The sequence below is a fragment of the Chitinimonas sp. BJB300 genome (assembly GCF_002735695.1).
Lineage (GTDB): Bacteria > Pseudomonadota > Gammaproteobacteria > Burkholderiales > Chitinimonadaceae > Chitinimonas.
This window is the reverse complement of the sequence record NZ_PDZH01000086.1, coordinates 1-19317: the sequence shown is the minus strand read 5'-3', so window position 1 is coordinate 19317 and position 19317 is coordinate 1. Positions and strand designations below refer to the sequence as shown.

At 54.0% G+C, this 19317-nt stretch carries 17 protein-coding genes; 5 read left to right on the top strand and 12 right to left on the bottom strand.

Annotated features, from left to right (window positions below; all coding sequences use genetic code 11):
• Nucleotides 1-214: 214 nt before the first annotated feature.
• The gene (locus tag CSQ89_RS14705; RefSeq protein WP_099406885.1) at nucleotides 215-604 is read right to left on the bottom strand and encodes a diacylglycerol kinase; all 390 of its coding nucleotides are present in this window, start codon (nucleotides 602-604) and stop codon (nucleotides 215-217) included.
• A 367-nt stretch (nucleotides 605-971) separates the two neighbouring features.
• Here CSQ89_RS14705 and CSQ89_RS14700 point away from each other — a divergent pair, with 367 nt between their 5' ends.
• Nucleotides 972-3383, top strand: a complete 2412-nt coding sequence (locus tag CSQ89_RS14700) for a heavy metal translocating P-type ATPase (protein WP_099406884.1) — start codon at nucleotides 972-974, stop codon at nucleotides 3381-3383.
• Nucleotides 3384-3438: 55 nt separating this feature from the next.
• Nucleotides 3439-3825, top strand: coding sequence for a Cu(I)-responsive transcriptional regulator (cueR, locus tag CSQ89_RS14695; protein ID WP_099406883.1), 387 nt, complete (start codon nucleotides 3439-3441; stop codon nucleotides 3823-3825).
• 60 nt (nucleotides 3826-3885) lie between these two features.
• Here the strand turns inward: cueR and CSQ89_RS14690 are convergent, their stop codons facing one another.
• A complete protein-coding gene (locus CSQ89_RS14690) occupies nucleotides 3886-4938 on the bottom strand; it encodes a phospholipase A (protein ID WP_099406882.1) in 1053 nt (350 codons plus the stop codon).
• 163 nt (nucleotides 4939-5101) lie between these two features.
• Nucleotides 5102-5743: a YbhB/YbcL family Raf kinase inhibitor-like protein gene (locus CSQ89_RS14685; RefSeq protein ID WP_099406881.1), complete on the bottom strand. Its 642-nt coding sequence runs from the start codon at nucleotides 5741-5743 to the stop codon at nucleotides 5102-5104.
• Nucleotides 5744-6022: 279 nt separating this feature from the next.
• Between CSQ89_RS14685 and CSQ89_RS14680 the strand changes: the two genes are divergently transcribed.
• Entirely contained in the window at nucleotides 6023-6808 is a 786-nt protein-coding gene (locus CSQ89_RS14680; protein WP_199065570.1) for a substrate-binding periplasmic protein, read from the top strand.
• A 191-nt stretch (nucleotides 6809-6999) separates the two neighbouring features.
• Here the strand turns inward: CSQ89_RS14680 and rlmF are convergent, their stop codons facing one another.
• The 4 genes from rlmF to CSQ89_RS14660 all read right to left on the bottom strand — a co-directional run bounded on the left by rlmF (nucleotide 7000) and on the right by CSQ89_RS14660 (nucleotide 12012).
• Nucleotides 7000-7986: a 23S rRNA (adenine(1618)-N(6))-methyltransferase RlmF gene (gene rlmF, locus CSQ89_RS14675; protein WP_099406879.1), complete on the bottom strand. Its 987-nt coding sequence runs from the start codon at nucleotides 7984-7986 to the stop codon at nucleotides 7000-7002.
• A 352-nt stretch (nucleotides 7987-8338) separates the two neighbouring features.
• Entirely contained in the window at nucleotides 8339-9076 is a 738-nt protein-coding gene (locus CSQ89_RS14670; RefSeq protein WP_099406878.1) for a dienelactone hydrolase family protein, read from the bottom strand.
• A 102-nt stretch (nucleotides 9077-9178) separates the two neighbouring features.
• The gene (gene trhO, locus CSQ89_RS14665) at nucleotides 9179-10144 is read right to left on the bottom strand and encodes an oxygen-dependent tRNA uridine(34) hydroxylase TrhO (protein WP_099406877.1); all 966 of its coding nucleotides are present in this window, start codon (nucleotides 10142-10144) and stop codon (nucleotides 9179-9181) included.
• 131 nt (nucleotides 10145-10275) lie between these two features.
• Nucleotides 10276-12012, bottom strand: coding sequence for a PHA/PHB synthase family protein (locus CSQ89_RS14660; RefSeq protein WP_199065567.1), 1737 nt, complete (start codon nucleotides 12010-12012; stop codon nucleotides 10276-10278).
• Nucleotides 12013-12364: 352 nt separating this feature from the next.
• Between CSQ89_RS14660 and CSQ89_RS14650 the strand changes: the two genes are divergently transcribed.
• On the top strand, nucleotides 12365-12613 hold the full coding sequence (locus CSQ89_RS14650) for a YdcH family protein (protein WP_099406875.1): 249 nt from the start codon (nucleotides 12365-12367) through the stop codon (nucleotides 12611-12613).
• A gap of 78 nt (nucleotides 12614-12691) precedes the next feature.
• Here CSQ89_RS14650 and proB read toward each other — a convergent pair whose 3' ends face one another.
• Nucleotides 12692-13810, bottom strand: a complete 1119-nt coding sequence (gene proB / locus CSQ89_RS14645) for a glutamate 5-kinase (protein WP_099406874.1) — start codon at nucleotides 13808-13810, stop codon at nucleotides 12692-12694.
• A gap of 80 nt (nucleotides 13811-13890) precedes the next feature.
• Here proB and CSQ89_RS14640 point away from each other — a divergent pair, with 80 nt between their 5' ends.
• Nucleotides 13891-14481, top strand: a complete 591-nt coding sequence (locus CSQ89_RS14640) for a sulfite oxidase heme-binding subunit YedZ (RefSeq protein ID WP_186293319.1) — start codon at nucleotides 13891-13893, stop codon at nucleotides 14479-14481.
• 26 nt (nucleotides 14482-14507) lie between these two features.
• Here CSQ89_RS14640 and queC read toward each other — a convergent pair whose 3' ends face one another.
• The 4 genes from queC to parC form a co-directional block, all read right to left on the bottom strand.
• Complete coding sequence (gene queC, locus CSQ89_RS14635; protein WP_099406872.1) at nucleotides 14508-15182, bottom strand: 7-cyano-7-deazaguanine synthase QueC; 675 nt, start codon at nucleotides 15180-15182, stop codon at nucleotides 14508-14510.
• Nucleotides 15183-15207: 25 nt separating this feature from the next.
• A complete protein-coding gene (locus tag CSQ89_RS14630) occupies nucleotides 15208-15588 on the bottom strand; it encodes a nuclear transport factor 2 family protein (protein ID WP_099406871.1) in 381 nt (126 codons plus the stop codon).
• Between the two features lie 67 nt (nucleotides 15589-15655).
• Nucleotides 15656-16300 carry a 7-carboxy-7-deazaguanine synthase QueE gene (queE, locus tag CSQ89_RS14625; protein ID WP_099406887.1) on the bottom strand — a complete coding sequence of 215 codons (645 nt, stop codon included), beginning with the start codon at nucleotides 16298-16300 and terminating at the stop codon, nucleotides 15656-15658.
• 140 nt (nucleotides 16301-16440) lie between these two features.
• The gene (parC, locus tag CSQ89_RS14620; protein WP_199065573.1) at nucleotides 16441-18717 is read right to left on the bottom strand and encodes a DNA topoisomerase IV subunit A; all 2277 of its coding nucleotides are present in this window, start codon (nucleotides 18715-18717) and stop codon (nucleotides 16441-16443) included.
• Nucleotides 18718-19317: the final 600 nt, after the last annotated feature.

The window sequence follows — 19317 nt, the reverse complement described above, 5'->3', positions numbered from 1 at the left end:
TGCCTGAGCATCAAGACGCAGAAGAACCCATTCGCACTTTGCCGCAAGTTACTGATCAACGCCTCCCGCGCGGCTTATGATCAGTTACAGCTGCTTCTCGCAGCTACTGCGTAACATCAGTTAATAATCGCCGTTATCAGTGTAGACACAAGTTTTAGGTTTTTTTGTTACTTCGCGATAGAAGCAAGTGTCTAAATTGTTTTTGATTGTTTGATTAGATGAGTTCCATCAGGGTACAGATCCATATTGCAGACATATTCAGCAAGCTGATGAATTGTGCTGCGCTGCCAAGGTCTTTGGCTCGTTTGGCTAGCGGGTGGTGTTCGAGCGAAGTGTGGTCCACAGCAGCCTCGATAGCTGAGTTGAATAGCTCGACAATGACGCTAAGCAGGTGGGCGAATACGATGAGGCCACGGCCCCAAGCCGGCATGGGGAGGAATACTGTGATGCCAATGCCTATCAACGCCAGCAGACAGACTTGCCGAAACGCGGATTCGTGACGCCACGCGGCGGCCAGACCATCAATGGAATAGCCGGTGGCATTGATTAGGCGACGCAGGCCGGTTTTGCCCTTGAATGGGCTTTCCTGGATGGGGTCGGTCATGAAGTCTTTCTGCTGATGATTGCGCTGGTGGGCCGGCAAATTGTGACAGTGCCGTAGTGGCTACGTAAGATGCCGCTGCGCCCGTGAAGTTGCGCAGTTTAGCGTTTTGCCCAGGAGAGGCCCATGCGTTACGACTGCTTTTCTGCGTTTTATCGCTACTACCTTAGCGAACCTCCCAACCGAGGTACCGGCACCCATGCTAGCGATAGGTCATGAGCCGATGAGCCGAAGTATTCCCTAGTGACATTGAGGGATACAGTCAGCTATCTCCCGCTTCTACCCGCGTTTCTCTTACTCTAATACTGCTTGACCTTGCCACAATGGTAAGGCTCAAGCTTAAGGTATTACGCCTTTTCGGGATTTCACCATGTCTGTTGCTAACCAATCTGTTCCGCCGATACGACTGCGTATCGGTATTGAAGGGTTGCGCTGCGCCAGCTGCGTAAGCCGGCTGGAAAAAGTTCTGGGCCGGTTACCAAGCATCAGTGCCGTCTCAGTAAATCTGGCCAACGAATCGGCGATGGTGGAAGCCTCCGAACAGCTGGATTTGGCCACCATTGAGCAAGCCATCATCAATGCGGGATTCCAGATGGCGACGCACCACGTGGAACTGGCTGTTGGCGGTATGAGTTGTGCCAGTTGCGTAGGACGGGTGGAAAAAGCCCTACGTCGGGAGGAGGGCGTAATCGACGCCAACGTGAATCTGGTAACCGAACGCGCCCATGTCCGTACACTAAAAGCGATTACCCCCACACAACTGATTGCGGTAGTGGAAAAGGCCGGTTACATCGCCAGCTTGCCACAGCAGGTTGCGTCTCACACAGCGTCAGCTAAGCCACTGCTACCAGATTGGTGGCCAGTTATGTTAGCCATACTTTTGTCGTTACCCCTCGCTTTACCCATGTTGGGAGAACTATTCGGGCAGCACTGGATGTTGCCAGGCTTATGGCAGCTAGTGTTGGCTACGACGGTGCAATTCTGGTTGGGTGCGCGTTTCTACCGAGCGGGTTGGGGGGCATTGAAGGCAGGTAGCGGTAATATGGATTTGTTGGTTGCGCTTGGTACCAGCGCTGCGTATGGACTTAGTATTTATCAGTTGCTCCGTTACAACCAGCATGGCGAGCCACATCTGTATTTCGAAGCATCAGCAGTGGTAATCAGCCTTGTGCTGCTGGGCAAGTGGCTAGAGGCGCGCGCGAAACGGCAGACCACCTCCGCTATTCAGGCATTGCAGGCTTTGCGTCCGGCTACGGTGCGGGTCAGAAAGGCTGGGGTGGATCGCGATATCGCCATCGAGCAGCTGCAAGTAGATGACATCGTGGTAGTGCGGCCGGGTGAACGCATAGCGGTTGATGGCGAAATCATCGAAGGCCAAAGCCAGATTGATGCCGCTTTGTTGACGGGTGAGAGCTTGCCGCAACCTTGTCTACCGGGCAACCGTGTGGCAACCGGCGCAATCAATGGCGATGGCCTGCTGTTGGTTCGAACCCGCGCTATTGGCGCCGAGACTATGCTGGCGCACATCATTCGACTGGTTGAAGATGCCCAGGCAGTCAAAGCGCCCATCCAGCGGCTTGTGGACAAGGTCAGCGCTATCTTCGTCCCGGTGGTGCTGGCTATTGCGCTGCTGACCTTGGTGGGATGGTGGTTTTGGGGTGGCAATGTGGAGGTTGCCATCATCAATGCCATCGCCGTATTGGTGATTGCCTGCCCGTGTGCCTTGGGCCTCGCCACCCCTACCGCCATCATGGTGGGTACGGGTGTGGCTGCACGTTATGGCATCTTGATCAAAGACGCGGAATCGCTGGAGTTGGCGCATCAACTGAATACCGTGGTGTTTGACAAAACCGGCACGCTCACCGTCGGTAAGCCCCAGTTACAGGGGTTGGTCAGTGCCGGGTTGGCGGAAGTTGAGATCATCCGCATTGCTGCGGCATTGCAGCGTGGTAGCCAACATCCCATGGCCCAAGCGGTAGTGGACAGATCAATCGCGTTGGGCTTACCACCGTCAAGTGCCCTGGCCCAGCGTGCATTGCCGGGGCTGGGCGTAGAGGGTGAGCTGAATGGCGAAACGTATCTGCTGGGCAACCAGCACCTATTGGTAACGCAGGGTAGCCACGCCGGTGAGTTGGCTGCTGCGGCTGAACAAGCTGAGCAAATGGGGCGCAGCGTATCCTGGCTGATTCAGCGGGGGCAGCCCCAGGCATTGGCCATGTTGGCGTTTGGCGATCAACTCAAGCCCAGCGCTTTGGACGGGGTTAACCGTCTTAAACGCTTAGGTATCGAAACCCTCATGCTTAGCGGTGATAATGCCGGGGCTGCAATGGCTGTGGCGAGGGTGTTGGGGATAGCCCATGCGCAAGCCAACCTATTGCCTGCCGATAAAGCTGCCAAAGTGGCTGCGTTGAAGGCGAATGGCCAGAGAGTGGCAATGGTGGGCGATGGCATCAACGATGCGCCGGCTTTGGCCGCTGCGGATGTCGGTATCGCTATGGGTAATGGCGCTGATGTCGCCATGCATACAGCCAGTATTACCTTGATGCGGGGTGATGTTGGGCTGGTGGCGGACGCGATATCGATTTCGCGTCATACCTACGCCAAAATCCGCCAGAACCTCTTTTGGGCCTTTATCTACAATCTTGTGGGTATTCCCCTGGCAGCGTTGGGCCTGCTTAACCCAATGGTCGCGGGTGCTGCTATGGCGTTTTCCAGTGTGAGTGTCGTGGGTAATGCGCTATTGCTGCGCCGCTGGCGGCCCGGGCAGGAAAAGCATGTTTAGGTTGTTTGCGTTGTTGCCCGGTAGCACAGGGCTTCGGCAAGAAGGAGAACACACGATGAACATAGGCAAATTGGCTCAAGCCAGCGGTGTCAGTGCCAAGATGGTGCGTCACTATGAAAGCATCGGCCTGATTGCCAACGGGGTCCGCAGCGAGTCGGGTTACCGTATTTATGGCGAGCGCGATGTACATGTTCTGCGGTTTATTCGCCGTGCCCGCGATTTGGGTTTCTCGCTGGAGCAAATCCGCCAATTATTATCGCTGTGGGAGGACAAGCAGCGCGTTAGCGCCGAGGTAAAAGCCCTGGCCAATCAGCATTTGGCTGAATTGGATACACGTATTACCGCATTGATGGAAATGCGCGATACCTTGGCGGACCTTGCTCAAGCATGTTGTGGTGATAACCGACCCGACTGCCCTATTTTGAATCGTCTGGCTGAATAACCGACCTATGACATAGGGCGGCTATCTTATTCCGACGGTCATGAGGCATTGGGGTTGGCTTCAGTATCCATCAATTAGAGAAAAGCCCAGCCCTATGTAGTTATTGCGGTAGTTGTAGTCGATCAGGCTTTCACCATATCCGCTGAAAAGCTGCACATAACCCTTGAGATTCCCCTTAATAGGAAAGCCCCATTCAGCTTGCACCGACCCACGCGATGCATTGCCGAAACGGAATGAGTGGCGCGCCGTTAACGTCAGGGCATGGTCGCCCTCTTGGCGCATGACGGTAACGCTGCCACGGCCGATATAGTTCTCGATACCGGGGTTGTCGTCATTGGTTGATTCGGGAATTCGCCACCAGGGCCGGAATACCACGCTCCAGCCCCCTTTTTCCAAACCCACCCCAGCGATGACGCGATTCCAGCTACGGGAAAGCGGTTGTGAACGCCCGTTGGACTGATGGTTAAGGGACAGCGACAACAGCCGTCCATGCCAGCCTAGCAAATCGTAGTTGGTCCGTAGTACCAAAGCAGCTTCAGGTTCGTAGTTGGTTTCATGGAAAGGCCGTGATAGTTCCCGGTTATAAACTTGCCAGCGTGAAGTCTGGGTGTAGCCGAGCCAGATATCGCCGTTATCCTTGAACAGGTTTTGCACCAGCTTGGTTTTCAAACTGATCTGGAACTTGGCTTCCGTGCGTTGCAACCGGTCGGATGTGCCAATGGAGGGCGTGGAACTGTTGTTGATCGGGGAAGAGTTGGGGGTTGGGGTATAGAAAACCGGCAAGATATAAGTGGGCCGGAAAGAACGCATGATGAACGTACCCAGCTTACTACTGGGTTCCAGCTCCCAGGCAGTGTCGAGCATCGAATGTCCGGCAGCCCGACGGGATGGTCCTGGTGTCGGTTCACCCTGTTCTGACGCGGTTTTGCTGGCTAGCGGCACGGTTGCCGTTTCGGGTTCCGGCTGGACGCGGCTCATCGCGGCGTCGTAACACGCCAGTCGTTCGGCATCACCGGTAACCTCAAGGCATTGAGTGGGTCCCAGAGGGGCCGCTAGCAAAGTGGTCGTCAATAACAGGCTGCTGGCGGGAATGATATAGCAGGTAGAGGTCATTGTGCAGACCGTTCTTTTTTCAAACGCTGTCTGAACGCCTATTTGCAATGGTTCTGTGTAGCCGCGACTGGGACCTTGTACTGATTTGTACTTCCTAGCAGGAAGCGCATGCACATCGTGCTTCGCCCCAGTGACGACCACCCATGACTGCCGTAATAGGTGTCTATTTATTCAAGCGGGGGTTGAGGGTGTAGGTGCCGGTCAGGCTGGCTTCTGCCAGTACATGGCTGGCCATGGCAGCGCGGACCTTGGGACCGGTGATCTGCCCATCGATAGCCAGTGTGGCCACATCCAGCGCGTACAGCGTAAATACATAATGGTGGACGATGCTGTCGTTCCACGGAGGGCAAGGGCCATCATAGCCATGGTAGTCCCCAGACATGGCAGGGTCACCTGCAAACCAGCCAGTGTAGTCGTTGATGCCATGGCGAAGCTGCCCGCGGGCATCTCCCGCCACCATGGGGCCGGCCTTGCCATGTGCAGTGATACCCTCGCTGTGGCTACCGGCAACGATGGTCTGCTGTTCCGGCGACAGGTTGATCAGCACCCAGTGGAAGAAATCCACCCGGGCAAGCGTTGCAGGGATCTCGCGATCGGGTTGGTTTACGTCATCACCACGGCTTGGTACGTCCGGGTCGTGGCAGATCAGGACAAAGGATTGGGTACCGGCAGGGGCATTCGTCCATGTCAAATGTGGATTGCGATTACTGGATAAACGAATATGACTAGCGGGATCGACAACCGCAAAAGCGTATTCGCCCGGAATGACGGCACCGTGAGTGAAACTTTGGCTGTTGAGCTGCATGCGAGTACTCCATGCTTGTGGGTGCAGAATTATCATGTGACGCAATGAAAAGGCAAACAGGCTGTTCAAGTACTGCTTGAGTGTGCCAGCAAGAAGGATGCCGTGTAACCACCGTTCTTCACATCCAGCAGCGTGCAACGTTGTGCACCGCCCATGTGTAATGCATAGATCTGCGCTTCACCTTGTTGCTGGTTTCTTACGATAAAACATGAACAGGTGTCCAGGATGCGGTGCAACAACGAAGGGTCTATACCTTACGTGAGTACACTGCAGGCCACCATGCGTGCCCCGCATCCGCCGCAGTGCAATCCAATAGAGAAAGGGGTAACGATGCTGCGCTCCCAAGCTATCTTGTGCATGCTTTCCGCTGCGGTGGCCGTCCAGGCAAAAGAGACGGTTGATGAACTTCTCTTGACGACGGAGGAGTCTCCTCCGTTCAACATGATGGTCAATGGCAAGATTGTGGGCATCGCTGTCGACAAGATGGTCGAAGTAATGAGCCGAGCGAAGCTACCATATACCCTGGAGATGCTGCCTTGGGCGCGGGCTTATCAAATGGCCTTGGACAAGCCCAATGTGTGTGTATTTTCCACGACACGTACTGCCGAGCGAGAGCCGAAGTTCAAGTGGGTAGGCCCGCTGGCTCTAAATACCTGGATGCTTTATAGATTGGTTGATGGAAACATCCAGCTGAATACCCTGGAGGATGCGCGTTCGCTCAGGATCGGCACCTACAACGCCGACGCGCGCGACGTATTCCTCCGCGCCAAGGGTTTTAATGTTGATACCGCTGTGAATGACGCGGTCAATCCGCGCAAACTCTTGGCCAGACGCATTGACCTTTGGGCCACCAGCCCCTTTGAAGCTAATTCGCAGATCAGTGCGAATGGGTGGTCTGGACAAATTGTGCCGGCGCTGACTTTCAACCGCGTCGAACTTTATCTTGCCTGCAATCTTGGTGTCCGCAACGAGGTGGTCGATAAACTGAATGTCATTCTCAATGGCATGAGTAACGATGGTGCTGCCGTCGCGATTGACCGCCGTTACGAGCGCTGGCCGAACTGAAAGGAAGGATTTTGCTGCTGATGAAGCTTTGCAGCATCACGCTAAGAGCTTGTCTAAAGTCTGCTGCACGTCGGCAATATGGCGTTGAAAACGTTCTTGGAATGCGCATTTACCACTTGTAAACGCCACTTCATCGGCTGTTTCCGCCTTATCTTGCCTTAGCTCGCGAGACTTTAAACAGGTTCTTAGCGTTACTTCCCAAGCCGCATCTTTCGCCAAGCATTCTGCTGACGCCCGTCGTAGAAGGTCCACGCTACAATTCGGCTTTGCTTTTGCCCCTGCGCCATCTCAATCGTATGACTGGCTTGTACACCTACAGTCTCTAATGCTCGATAAATACCCGGCAGACTGGTTGCCTTCGATACTAAGCTGGTAAACCAAAAGCACGCCGTAGGAAAAGCTGCACTTTCTTCGATCATACGGCCGATAAACGCTTCTTCGCCACCATCGCACCATAGCTCGCCACCATGTCCTCCGAAATTGAGTACCGGTTGCTGCTTACTTCCCGCATTGGCCTTGCCCAGATTCTGCCATTTGCGTTTCGAGCCTACCGTCGCTTCTGCCAAAGAAGCATGAAACGGTGGATTACAAAGGCACAAATCAAACCATTCCCCAGCCTGTATGATCCCCTCAAAAAACCGCTGAGACTGATGTTGCTGACGTAGTTCAATTGCTTGTTCAAATGCAGGGTTAGCCGCAAGAATACGCGCGGCATTGGTCAATGCGATTGGATCGATCTCCGTCCCAACAAATTGCCACCCATAAGCCGCATGGCCAATAAGGGGGTAAATTGCGTTGGCACCCACGCCGATATCAAGCACCCGGATTTCTGCACCACGTTGTATCGATCCGCCCGCACTGTCCGCCAGCAAATCCGCCAGGTAATGCAGATAATCAGCCCGGCCGGGAATCGGTGGGCAAAGGTAATCTGGTGGAATGTCCCATTCCTGTACCCCATAGAACTGCTGGAGCAAAGCGCGGTTCAGTGCCTTCACAGCAGCTGGGGCAGCGAAGTCGATCGACTCATCACCATATGCATTTTTGGCTACAAAGCTTGCCAATTCAGGGCTGGTGGCAATCAACGCAGTAAAGTCATAGCGGCTGCGGTGTGCATTACGTGGATGTAGACTGGTTTTCTCGGTAGCGGGCTGACGGGGTGTGCTGGACTTTTTATGCATGGCGATTCGCTTTGGCCGCCATGCGGCCAGTAGATACTGAGTTGGAATGGTTTGGGTAATAAGTGGGGGTCAAGAATCGGTTCAATGCCTCACAAGCCAAAATGAGGCAAAGCTAGGACAACGGAGGACGCGGCATTTACACCTAGTAAATAAACGCGCTAAGAACCTGTCTAAAGTCTGCTGCGCGTCGGCAATATGGCGTTGAAATCACCCTCGAAATGCTCATTTACTCTGTGTAAACTCTGCTTCCTCGGCTGTTTTCGCCTTATCTTGCCTTAGCTCGTGAGACTTTAGACAGGTTCTAAGGACATCTTTAACGCAGTATCTCCCACTCACAGAAGATACTGCGGTTTTAACAAAATGCACGGCGGAATAGCCCCAAGGCCAATTGATAGCCTTGCATAGCCAGTTCGGGGTCGTATCGCTCTCCCTCATCGCGCATAAAGGCATGCTGGCCGTTGAACTCGTGCCAAGTAAATTTGAGGCCGGCCTGGGCGAGTGCACTATAGACCTGAGCGCGTCCTTCACTTGGAATGTGCGGATCCTGCTTCCCCCAGATCATCATCAGTTCGCCGCTGATATCCGCCAGCCTTTCCATACTGTGCTGCCCAGGTAAGTTGGGAATAACCTGAGTGTGCAGGTCAGTTGCGTAGAAACACGCAGTAGCCATTACCTCGCTCTGTAGCGCCGCACGGAAAGCCAAATGGCCGCCAAGACAAAAGCCCATTGCACCTATTTGGCCCGTACAGAATGATTGGGCTTGCAGCCAGGCGATCATGGCGGCGTTATCGCTGTCGTAGCTTTCGACTCGCTTAGCGGCTTTATCCGCATTGCCCTTATCGCGGCCTGCATTGTCGTAGGCCAGCACCGCCCCCAGTGGATTAAACTCATGAAAAACTTCGGGCACCAGCACCACATATCCGTGCCCGGCCATGATTTTGGCTGAACGTTCGATAGGCCCTGTCTGCTGAAAGATTTCCGAATAGAACAGGATAGCGGGATACCGCCCTTCATCGGCCGGGCGATGTACGTAGGTGCGCATCACACCCGTAGAGGTGGGGAGATCGATGGTATGCGAGTGGATAAGCATTAAGCGCCTGTTCTAAGCATTTGCGTAACAGAGTAAAGGGAAAAACTAGCATCACCCTCACGTATCTCCGCTCTCTCAAAAGAAGAGAGACATGAAGTGACATCAATCTTCAGACTGTTTGGCTAAAGCTGCCGCGCGGGCATCGTAACCCATGGGGTGCGGCTCATTACGAGCCAACGCCAGTTCAATCTGCTTCTGGCGTTCCTTTGCGCTGGCGCGTGTCTTGTCGCTTAGCTTGTCCCAGCAATGGGGGCAACTTATGCCTGGGGTGTAGTGCGGGGACTGACGGTCAACCACCGATACCGGCTCACGACACGCATGGCAAAGATCGTAATCGCCTTCGCTTAAATCATGGCGAACGGTCACACGGTTATCGAATACAAAGCAATCGCCCTCCCACTGGCTTTCATCCTGCGGCACGGTTTCCAGATACTTTAGAATACCGCCCTTCAGGTGATAAACCTCCTTGAAGCCAACACCTAGCATGTAGCTGGAGGCCTTCTCACAGCGGATACCACCGGTACAAAACATAGCGACCTTCCTATGCTTCTTTGGGTCGAAATGCTGCTGCACATATTCAGGAAACTCTCGGAAACTGTCGGTCTTTGGGTCGATGGCCCCCTTGAATGTACCAATTGCCACTTCATAGTCATTGCGGGTATCTATCAATAACACTTCCGGGTCGGCTATCAGCGCATTCCAGTCCTGCGGCTCTACATAGGTGCCCACCTTTTTATTTGGGTCTACATCGGGCACACCCATGGTCACAATTTCTTTCTTCAGTTTGACCTTGGTGCGATAGAAAGGCTGTAGGTCGCAATAGCTTTCCTTATGATCGATGTCGAGAAATCGTGCATCTTGCTTGAGCCAACTCAATAAGCCATCGATACCCTCACGCGTGGCAGATACGGTGCCGTTGATACCTTCCTGAGCCAATAAGAGCGTGCCTTTCACTCCATTGGCGACCATACACTGCGTAAGTGGTTCTCGCAGCGTTACATAATCGTTAAGCGTGACAAATTTGTATAAGGCGGCCACGACAATTGGGCCGTGTTTGACTTCGGGCATAGGTTTCTCCAGTAGTCGTCCTCGTAAAGAACGGACCAGTTAAATACAAGGCGCCGACACGAATGTCGGCGCACAGGCGGAGTTTACCTTATAGAACAGCCAATTACAGCAACTTACACCACTCAAACCCACTACTCAAGGACATAAGTGCCTGGTGCGGCGCAGAGTTTCTTGTACTGACGATTACCCATCGCTGGCGGTTTGATCTGCGCACCACACTGCGGCCTAAGCCATTCCACCCAGCTGGGCCACCACGACCCTGGCTGCTTCACCTGATCACCCAACCATGCCTCTGGCTTGGTGCCACGTGAAACGTCGCCTTGCCAATAACTGCGCTTCGAGGACGGCACGGGTGGATTAACGATACCAATGATGTGCCCGGACGTGGAAAGCGTAAACGTCGATTTGGCTGGCAAACGCTTAAGCAGCGTAAACGTGCTCCGCCAAGGAGCGATATGGTCTTCCTCTGCGGCAACCATGAAAAGCGGCTGTTGGATCTGGCTCAGATCGATAGGCCGGCCCGCCATAACCAAGCTGTCGGGCTCGATCAGCCGGTTATACAGATAAAATTCCCGCAAATAGAAACGATGCATGGCTGCCGGCATGCGGGTCGTATCGGTATTCCAGTACAGCACATCCATCGCACGCGGGGTTTCACCCAGCAGATAGTTACTGACCACGTAGTTCCAGATCAAACTATTAGGCCGCAACATGCGAAAGCTGGCCGACATCTCCTTGCCATCAAGAAAGCCCTGTTTGTCCATGATGCCGTCGATTACGTCCAGGCCATCTTCATCGATAAAGACTTCGATATCACCCGGGTTGGAAAAATCCGTCAGGGTAGTAAGCAATGTCCAGTGGGCAACGGGTACCGAGTCAGGGTCCTTGCGGTTAGCCCATGCCATGTACAGCGCCAACAAAGTGCCACCGATGCAATATCCGAGCGCATGCACCTTGTCACTCTTGGCCACACTCTGTGCTACCTCAATGATTTTGGCGGCACCATCGACGATGTAGTCGTCGAAAGTAATCTCAGACATGTTTTCATCTGGATTCTTCCAACTGGTGATGAAAACGTTGAAGCCCTGACCCACCAGATATTCAACCAACGACTTACCGGGTGCCATATCGAGGATGTAATACTTGTTTATCCATGGGGTCATCAATACCAAGGGCACAGCATGAACAGTATCGGTCGTGGGGGCATAGTGGATAACCTCCAGCAAGCGCCCTCGATAAACCACTGCACCGGGAGTCAGGGCCAGGTTTTCACCCACCTTGAACGGACTGCGATCCGTCATGCTGATATCGCCGCCCGCCATATCACGTGCCAAACTCTCCAGGCCTTTCACCAAGCTATCACCCTTGGTTTCCCAAGCTCGCCGCTGCGCAATCGGGTTTGTGGCGAGAAAGTTGGTCGGCGCGAAGGCATTCAACGTCTGACGCAACCAGAATGCGCTCTTGCGCCGCTCTTCTTCCGTCAGACCCGGGCTTTGATAAAGCATGTCTTGTATCCAGCGAGTCTGCATCAGATAGCCCTCTTTGAGATAGTCCCAAACGGGCTCGTCACGCCAAACATCATCGGCAAAACGTTGGTCTTCGGTATTTGGTGGAAATACATCAACATCAGGGGCACCCATGAACCGGCCTGCTGCCTGTGTATGCAACGTAAAGCAATCGTAGCTGTAGCGTGTCATGGCCGACGCAGCTTCCAGGGGGCTGCCCAGCCACGAAGTAATCGCTTTGGCATGAATATTAAGCAAGCCCCAAGGGTCCAGAACCTGCCTTAGCTGATGCCGGAGGTTTGCATAGCGAACCTCCTGCTCTTCCAGGAAGCGGACGCGCATGGTGGCGGGGAAACTCATCATAGGGCTCTCCAAATATTGGCAGCTACCTCATTAGGCTAGTCCGTATGCGGCACTGCAACAAGCATGATCCATACTCTATGGATATTTCCGTCGTGCCATTGCGACGTTTTTTATTCCAAACCAATTGCCGTTGTCATCGACAAGCAATGGCTCCATCATGCTGATTGGGCTGTTTAGCAAAACAATTCTGACATAACCATCAGATACACCATCTAACACAAGGTTCGTCCAGGCTGCGATATACTGGTCACTCATCAAACACGCCAAAACTATTTCAGCCTCGGTTGATCCGCATCAAATCCTTATAGCGACTGCCCGGGTAGACTAGCATCACTTTCACTGGAGTCCATTCATGCATATCGATCATCATCCCCTCACCAGCGAATTTCCTGAGCACCGTGAAGCCATCCACAACCTAAAACTAGCTGATGCCCATTTCTGCCGCTTGGCGGGCGAATTTGAAAGTATCGACAAGGCCGTTACAAGGGCTGAGAACGGCGATGAGCACCTGGGCGATTTGGCACTGGAAGTATTGAAGAAGCAGCGTTTGGCCATTAAGGATCAGCTGTGGAGCATGTTGCAGAAAGGTGTGACAGCCTGATACCAGTTCAGTAATTTGAAGTGTACTGATTACATCGGAGGTGAAAAAGCCAAGTTCAACAACTTGGCTTTTTACTGTTTAAAGCAGCACGAGATTATCTCTATGGATTAATTCTGGCTCATCTACAAAACCCAGTACCGCCTCGATTTGATTGGAAGGCAAACGCACAATACGGCGCGCATCCGCAGCATGGTAATTCACCAAACCGCGTGCTATCTCGATGCCATCAGGGCCGATACAACGCACCATCTCACCCCGTAGGAATTCGCCTTCCACCGCGATTACGCCTATCGGTAGCAAACTCGTGCGCTTTTCACGCAGCGCTACCATTGCGCCAGCGTCCAATGTCAGGGAACCACGTACCTGCAAATGGTCTGCCAACCACTGTTTGCGCGCTGCAATCCGGCTCGTACCCGCCGTAAGCTGCGTCCCAATCATTTCTCCGGCAGCCAGCCTCGTCAATACATCCGCTTCTCGGCCCGAGGCAATCACCGTACTGGCACCACTGCGTGCAGCCCGCTTGGCCGCGATGATCTTGGTGTACATCCCACCCGTACCCATGCTGGAGCCCGCTCCACCCGCCATGGTTTCCAGTTCCGGCAAGCCCGCCTGAAGCGCTTGAATGAACTGCGCATCGGGATACTTGCGTGGGTCGGCGCTATAAAGGCCGCGCTGGTCGGTCAGAATAATCAGCGCATCAGCATCAATCAGGTTAGTTACCAGCGCGCCTAAGGTATCGTTGTCACCCACCTTGATTTCATCCGTAGAAACGGTGTCGTTCTCATTGATGATGGGCACTACCCCCAAGCGCAGCAACGTCAGCAACGTCGAGCGGGCGTTTAGATAGCGCGTGCGGTCGGCCAAATCTTCATGGGTAAGCAGAATCTGCGCTGTCTTGATGTTGTGCACGCGAAAGCATCGTTCGTAGGCTTCCACCAAGCCCATTTGCCCTACTGCAGCGGCTGCCTGCAATTCATGCAATGCCACTGGGCGCTTCGGCAAACCAAGCCGGGCTACGCCTTCGGCAATTGCACCCGAGCTGACCAACACTACCCGCTTGCCTTGGCCTACCAGGCTGGCAATTTCAGCCGCCCAGCGACCAAGTGCACTATGGTCAAGACCTCGGCCATCATTGGTAACAAGCGAAGAGCCAACTTTGACGACAACGCATTGTGCGGTAGCAATACAGCTTTGCATGGGGAACCTGTAGCGAACGAAAAGAGAACCAGTCGTCGATTATGCCGTCAGAACGGCGACCTACACACGACCAATGTGCCATGAAACCACGCACCCTCACCTACATCAAAGCCGCTGTCTTTATCGCCTGCCTGCTACCGCTGGCGCGAGCGGCCTATATCGTCATCAGCGGCATGCAAGTGAATCCAATCGAGTTCATCACGCGCTCTACCGGTACGTGGACGCTGGTGATGCTGCTGCTGAGCCTAAGCATCACCCCGCTACGCAAGCTGACCGGGCTTAACGAACTGATCAAGTTCCGCCGTATGCTGGGCCTATTTGCATTTTTCTATGTAGCCTTGCACTTCACCACCTATATCTGGCTCGACCAAGCATTCGATGTCGCCGCCGTACTGAAGGACATCGTGAAGCGGCCATTCATCACCGTCGGGTTCGCCGCGTTTATTCTCTTGATACCGCTGGCAATAACCTCGACCGACGCCATGCTGCGGCGGCTCAAGCGCAACTGGGGCAAGCTGCACAAACTAGTGTACCTCATCGCCCCGCTGTCTGTGTTGCACTATATATGGCTGGTCAAAAAAGACCTGACCCAACCACTGATCTACGCAGGGGTGCTTACCGTTTTGCTTGGACTAAGAATCTGGTGGCGCTGGCAACCGCGTAAAGGATGAGAGCCCGTCACAATTGGCGAAAATGGCTAAATATAACGCGTAGGGTCCGCCACTTTTGCTGCCGCAAAGCCTTCTTTACGCAAACGGCAGGCATCGCATACACCGCAGGCTTGGCCTTCCAAGTTGGCCTTGTAGCACGATACCGTGAGCCCATAGTCCACACCAAGGCGCATGCCCGCCTGCACGATCTCGGCTTTGCTCAAGCTAATTAGCGGGGTACGAACATTTAGCTGATTGCCTTCCACCCCAATACGCGTCGCCAAATTAGCCATCGTTTCGAATGCCGCGATAAAGTCAGGACGGCAATCGGGGTAGCCCGAGTAGTCCACCGCATTCACGCCGATGAAAATATCGTTCGCTTGCAGCACCTCGGCCCACCCCAGGGCAAAGGACAACATGATGGTATTGCGTGCCGGCACATAGGTAACCGGAATCTCCCCGGCTTTTATTCCATCTACCGGTACTTCGATATTGGCATCCGTCAGTGCCGACCCACCAAATGCAGCAAGGTCGATGGTCGCAACCCGGTGCTCTTTGGCGCCCAACGCACGCGCAATGCGGCGTGCCGCCGCCAATTCCGCATTGTGGCGCTGGCCATAATCAAAGCTAAGGCAATAGCACTCGTAACCTTCCGCACGTGCCATAGCCAATACAGTGGTGGAATCAAGCCCGCCGGAAAGCAGGATTACAGCTTTTTTCATCGCTTCTACTCAATATTGATTTGCGTCAGTCGTCAGCAGCAAAGGAGCTGGTGCGTGTTCCTTGATGGAATATCATTTGCCAGCCTACCTCGTTGCAACGCCATACCGAACTACGCAAGGAGAAAACCGCATCAAGCTCGTTTGCAATGCGCATTTCCAACCGATAGGTAACCAATGCAACATCCGAGGCAAGAAAGCGGACACAAAAAACGCTGGGAATAAACGTTGTACCCTGTTCACCGGGCAACCGAGCCAGCACATGGCCTTTGCCAAATGCACGCCCAGAACTACCATGCTCCAGAAAATCATCTGCGATCAGCGTATCCAACTCGGCAGCAGAGAGCCTGACACCCGGCGCTAAAAGCCTGCTCTCAAGTTTGATGATTTCATCAGCACTGGTATTCATCTTCCCGCACTTAACCTAGGGATTTATTTAAAGTCTGCCGTATATCAGTACGACTTCTTAACAGGCTCTAAACTCCAGGTTTATCGCCCCACAAAATCTTGTGGAGCTGGACCTGTACACGAACTGGCAGTTTGTCAGCAATCACCCACTCGGCCAAATCGCGTGGCGGCAATGACTCCCACACCGGGCTGAATATCACTGGACATAGCGTTTGTAGGTGGTTGTCGAGCAGCAGATCACGCGCCCATTCATAGTCATGCCGGTGCACCAACACGAATTTCAATTCATCACGGGCATTCAGATGGTTCAAATTGGCCCACAAGTTCTTTTCCACTTCACCCGAGCCCGGCGTCTTGATATCGACAATCCTCGACACCCGCGGGTCCACCGTCTCGATAGGCAAGTGGCCGCTGGTTTCAAGGCTAACCGAATAGCCCGCATCGCAAAGCCGGGTCAGCAAATCGTGGCAACCTGCCTGGGCGAGTGGCTCGCCACCCGTAACGCAAACATAGGGCGTACCGTGTTTGGCGACTTCTTTCACAATGGCCGTCAGGCTCATGCGCTCGCCGCCATGAAAGGCATAAGCGCTATCGCAATAACCACAACGCAACGGGCAGCCCGTCAGGCGTACAAAAACCGTGGGCAAACCCAACCGACTGGTTTCACCTTGCAGGGAGAAGAAGATTTCGGTGATACGAAGACTTTGAGACATCAGCAGCTCTAAATAGCAACGGCATGGGCAAGCCACACCCATGCCGTGTTGCAAAGGCTTGAATTGTCTCAGAAATCTGCAAAATCGCGAAGCTTGCTGGGCATATCTATCAAAGTACGCACAATGGTACCAGCCGGGGCTCAAAACCCCGCCAACTTCAATCCACTCACCAACGGTTTACCCTTCTTGGCGCGCTTACCAACATAAGGGGCGAGGTCATTGGCGTCGAAAGTGAGGGCCATCGGTTTGCCGCCTCGGCCTACACCATTCAACGTCAGTGCCGATCCATCGCTTATTGTGATGGCAGCAAGGGTATCGCCCTCATCCAACGCCATGGCGATCATGCCTCGGCCTCCACCCGACAATGGCTTCAGCTCGGCGAGTGGGAAGGCATGCAGGCGGGCGGAGGTGGAGAGACAGCAGACCAGATTGCCTTCGGCTGGTGTAAACGGCGAAATCTTCAAGATGGCTTCGTTTTCATCCAGAGAAAGGAAGGCTTTACCAGCTTTTTGGCGAGTCAGCAGGTCTTTGAATTCACAATGGAAAGCATAGCCATGGGCCCCGGCAATCAATAATGCCTGTTCAGGTCTGGCGGTCAGCAATTGCACAATACGTGTCTTGGCAGCAAGGTCAATCAACGAAGCCACAGGCACACCGTCACCACGCCCACCGGGGAGGTTACCTGCCATAAGGTTGTAGACTCGGCCATCCGATCCAAATAACGCCATAGTGTCAACCGAGCGGCATTCAAGCGCCGCCATCAGGCTATCGCCTTCCTTGAACGTGAGATTCTGGGTATCCAGTCCATGACCATTCCGACTGCGAATCCAACCCTTCTCGCTCAAAATCACAGTCAAAGGCTCATCCACCACCGTTGCAACGACCGTGGCGCGGTTCTTGGCTTCAATCAAGGTGCGGCGCGCATCGCCAAAGGTCTTGGTATCTTCCTTGATCTCTTTGACGATCAGGCGCTGCATAGCGCTTTCATCGTTAAGCAAGTATTCCAAGCCGGCTTTTTCTTCGCGCAGCTTGGCTAGCTCCTGCTCGATCTTGATACCTTCCAACCGCGCCAATTGGCGCAGGCGGATTTCCAGAATGTCCTCAGCCTGCCGATCACTCAAAGTAAACGCCTGTACCAAGGCAGGCTTGGGTTCGTCACTTTCGCGGATGATACGAATCACTTCGTCGATATTCAGGTAGACCAATAACCGGCCTTCCAAGATATGGATTCGATCATCCACCTGCCCCAGGCGGTAGCCAATGCGGCGTCGAACCGTGCCAAAGCGATATTGCACCCATTCAGCCAACAGCTGCTTGAGCGACTTTTGCTGTGGACGCCCATCGATGCCAATCGCAACCAGATTGATAGACGCATTGCCTTCCAGACTCGTATGCGTCAGCAGCATATTGGCGAACTCATCGGGATTCTGGGTACGGCTCTTGGGTTCGAACACCAACCGTATCGCCACATCCTTGCCCGACTCATCACGCACCGTATCAAGCTGGCTTAAAAGCAGTTGCTTGAGCTGGATTTGCTCTTGCGTCAGCGCCTTCTTTCCCTTCTTGATCTTGGGGTTGGTGAGGTCTTCAATCTCTTCCAGCACCTTTTGGCTGGAGGTATTGGGGGGCAGCTCGTTAATAACCAATTGCCACTGACCGCGCGCCAGTTCTTCAATTTTCCAACGCGCTCGCACCGCGAGGCTGCCACGACCGCCTTCATAGGCCGCCAAAATCTGCTCGCGGCTGGAAATAATCTGGCCACCACCAGGAAAATCCGGCCCCTGAATAATGTCGAGCAGATCAGCCACTTCCAAAAGCGGGTTCTTGATCAGCGCGACAGCTGCTTCAGCCACCTCGGTGAGGTTATGTGGTGGGATTTCGGTTGCCATGCCCACCGCAATACCTGAAGCGCCATTAAGCAGCAACATGGGTAGACGCGCTGGCAGCAGTTTGGGCTCTTCAAATGCGCCATCGTAGTTAGGCACAAAATCGGCGGTGCCCATGTTGATTTCGCTCAGCAACAGCTCGGCAATTTTGGTCAACCGCGCTTCGGTGTACCGCATGGCTGCTGCGCCATCGCCATCACGGCTACCAAAGTTGCCCTGACCATCCACCAGCGGATAACGCATAGAAAAGCTCTGGGCCAGGCGCACCATGGCCTCGTATGCCGAAACATCCCCGTGCGGGTGGAATTTACCCAGCACCTCACCCACCACACGTGCCGACTTCACAGGCTTGGCTGATGCACCCAAGCCCATCTCATGCATGGCGTAGAGAATGCGCCGCTGAACCGGCTTCTGGCCGTCACAAACATCGGGCAGTGCCCGTCCCTTGACCACTGAAACAGCGTATTCGAGGTAAGCTCGCTCGGCATACCGGCCCAGTGGCACCGCATCATTACCCGCAAAGTCGGTCATGCTGGGGGGCGGTGGCAGCGTATTACCGCCATCGACTACCTTGGGGGCTTGTGGGTCTTCATCATCGGTTAGCGGCAGGTCAAGCGTATCGGTCATGGTGTGGGGCTGGTTACATATAAGGTTGAAGCGGGCGGATGATGGCACAGCCATCGAGGTGGCGGTAGCCATTAACGGTCGAGTCGCGCGGGATGGCCGCTATAAATTCACACCCCTCAAGGGGTATGTAATTAGTTAGAGAGACCAATGTACAAACTTTGTTGACCTCTTGCCCTCCAGCTGGTTTGCGGACTTTACGCAGAGCCACCGTTGATCAAGCACCCATTCAGTAGAGAACCCCGCCATCAGGGGTCTTAGTTGGCGCTTCAGAAGGGTGATCTCAATTTGATGTGGCTGTGCCAAGCCCTGAATGCGATAACCTGCCCGCGTGACATACCGCTCGCCAAAGGGCTGATAGACCAGCCCGTTATGTTACGAACTGATGTTACGCAGTGCATACGATAACCTGTCGCCATGAAGAACAAAGAACTCGATTTGTACACCGACTATTTGCTGAGCACGTTTGGTGCGGCGACAGCAACGGGCTTGTCGGCGATGGTAGGT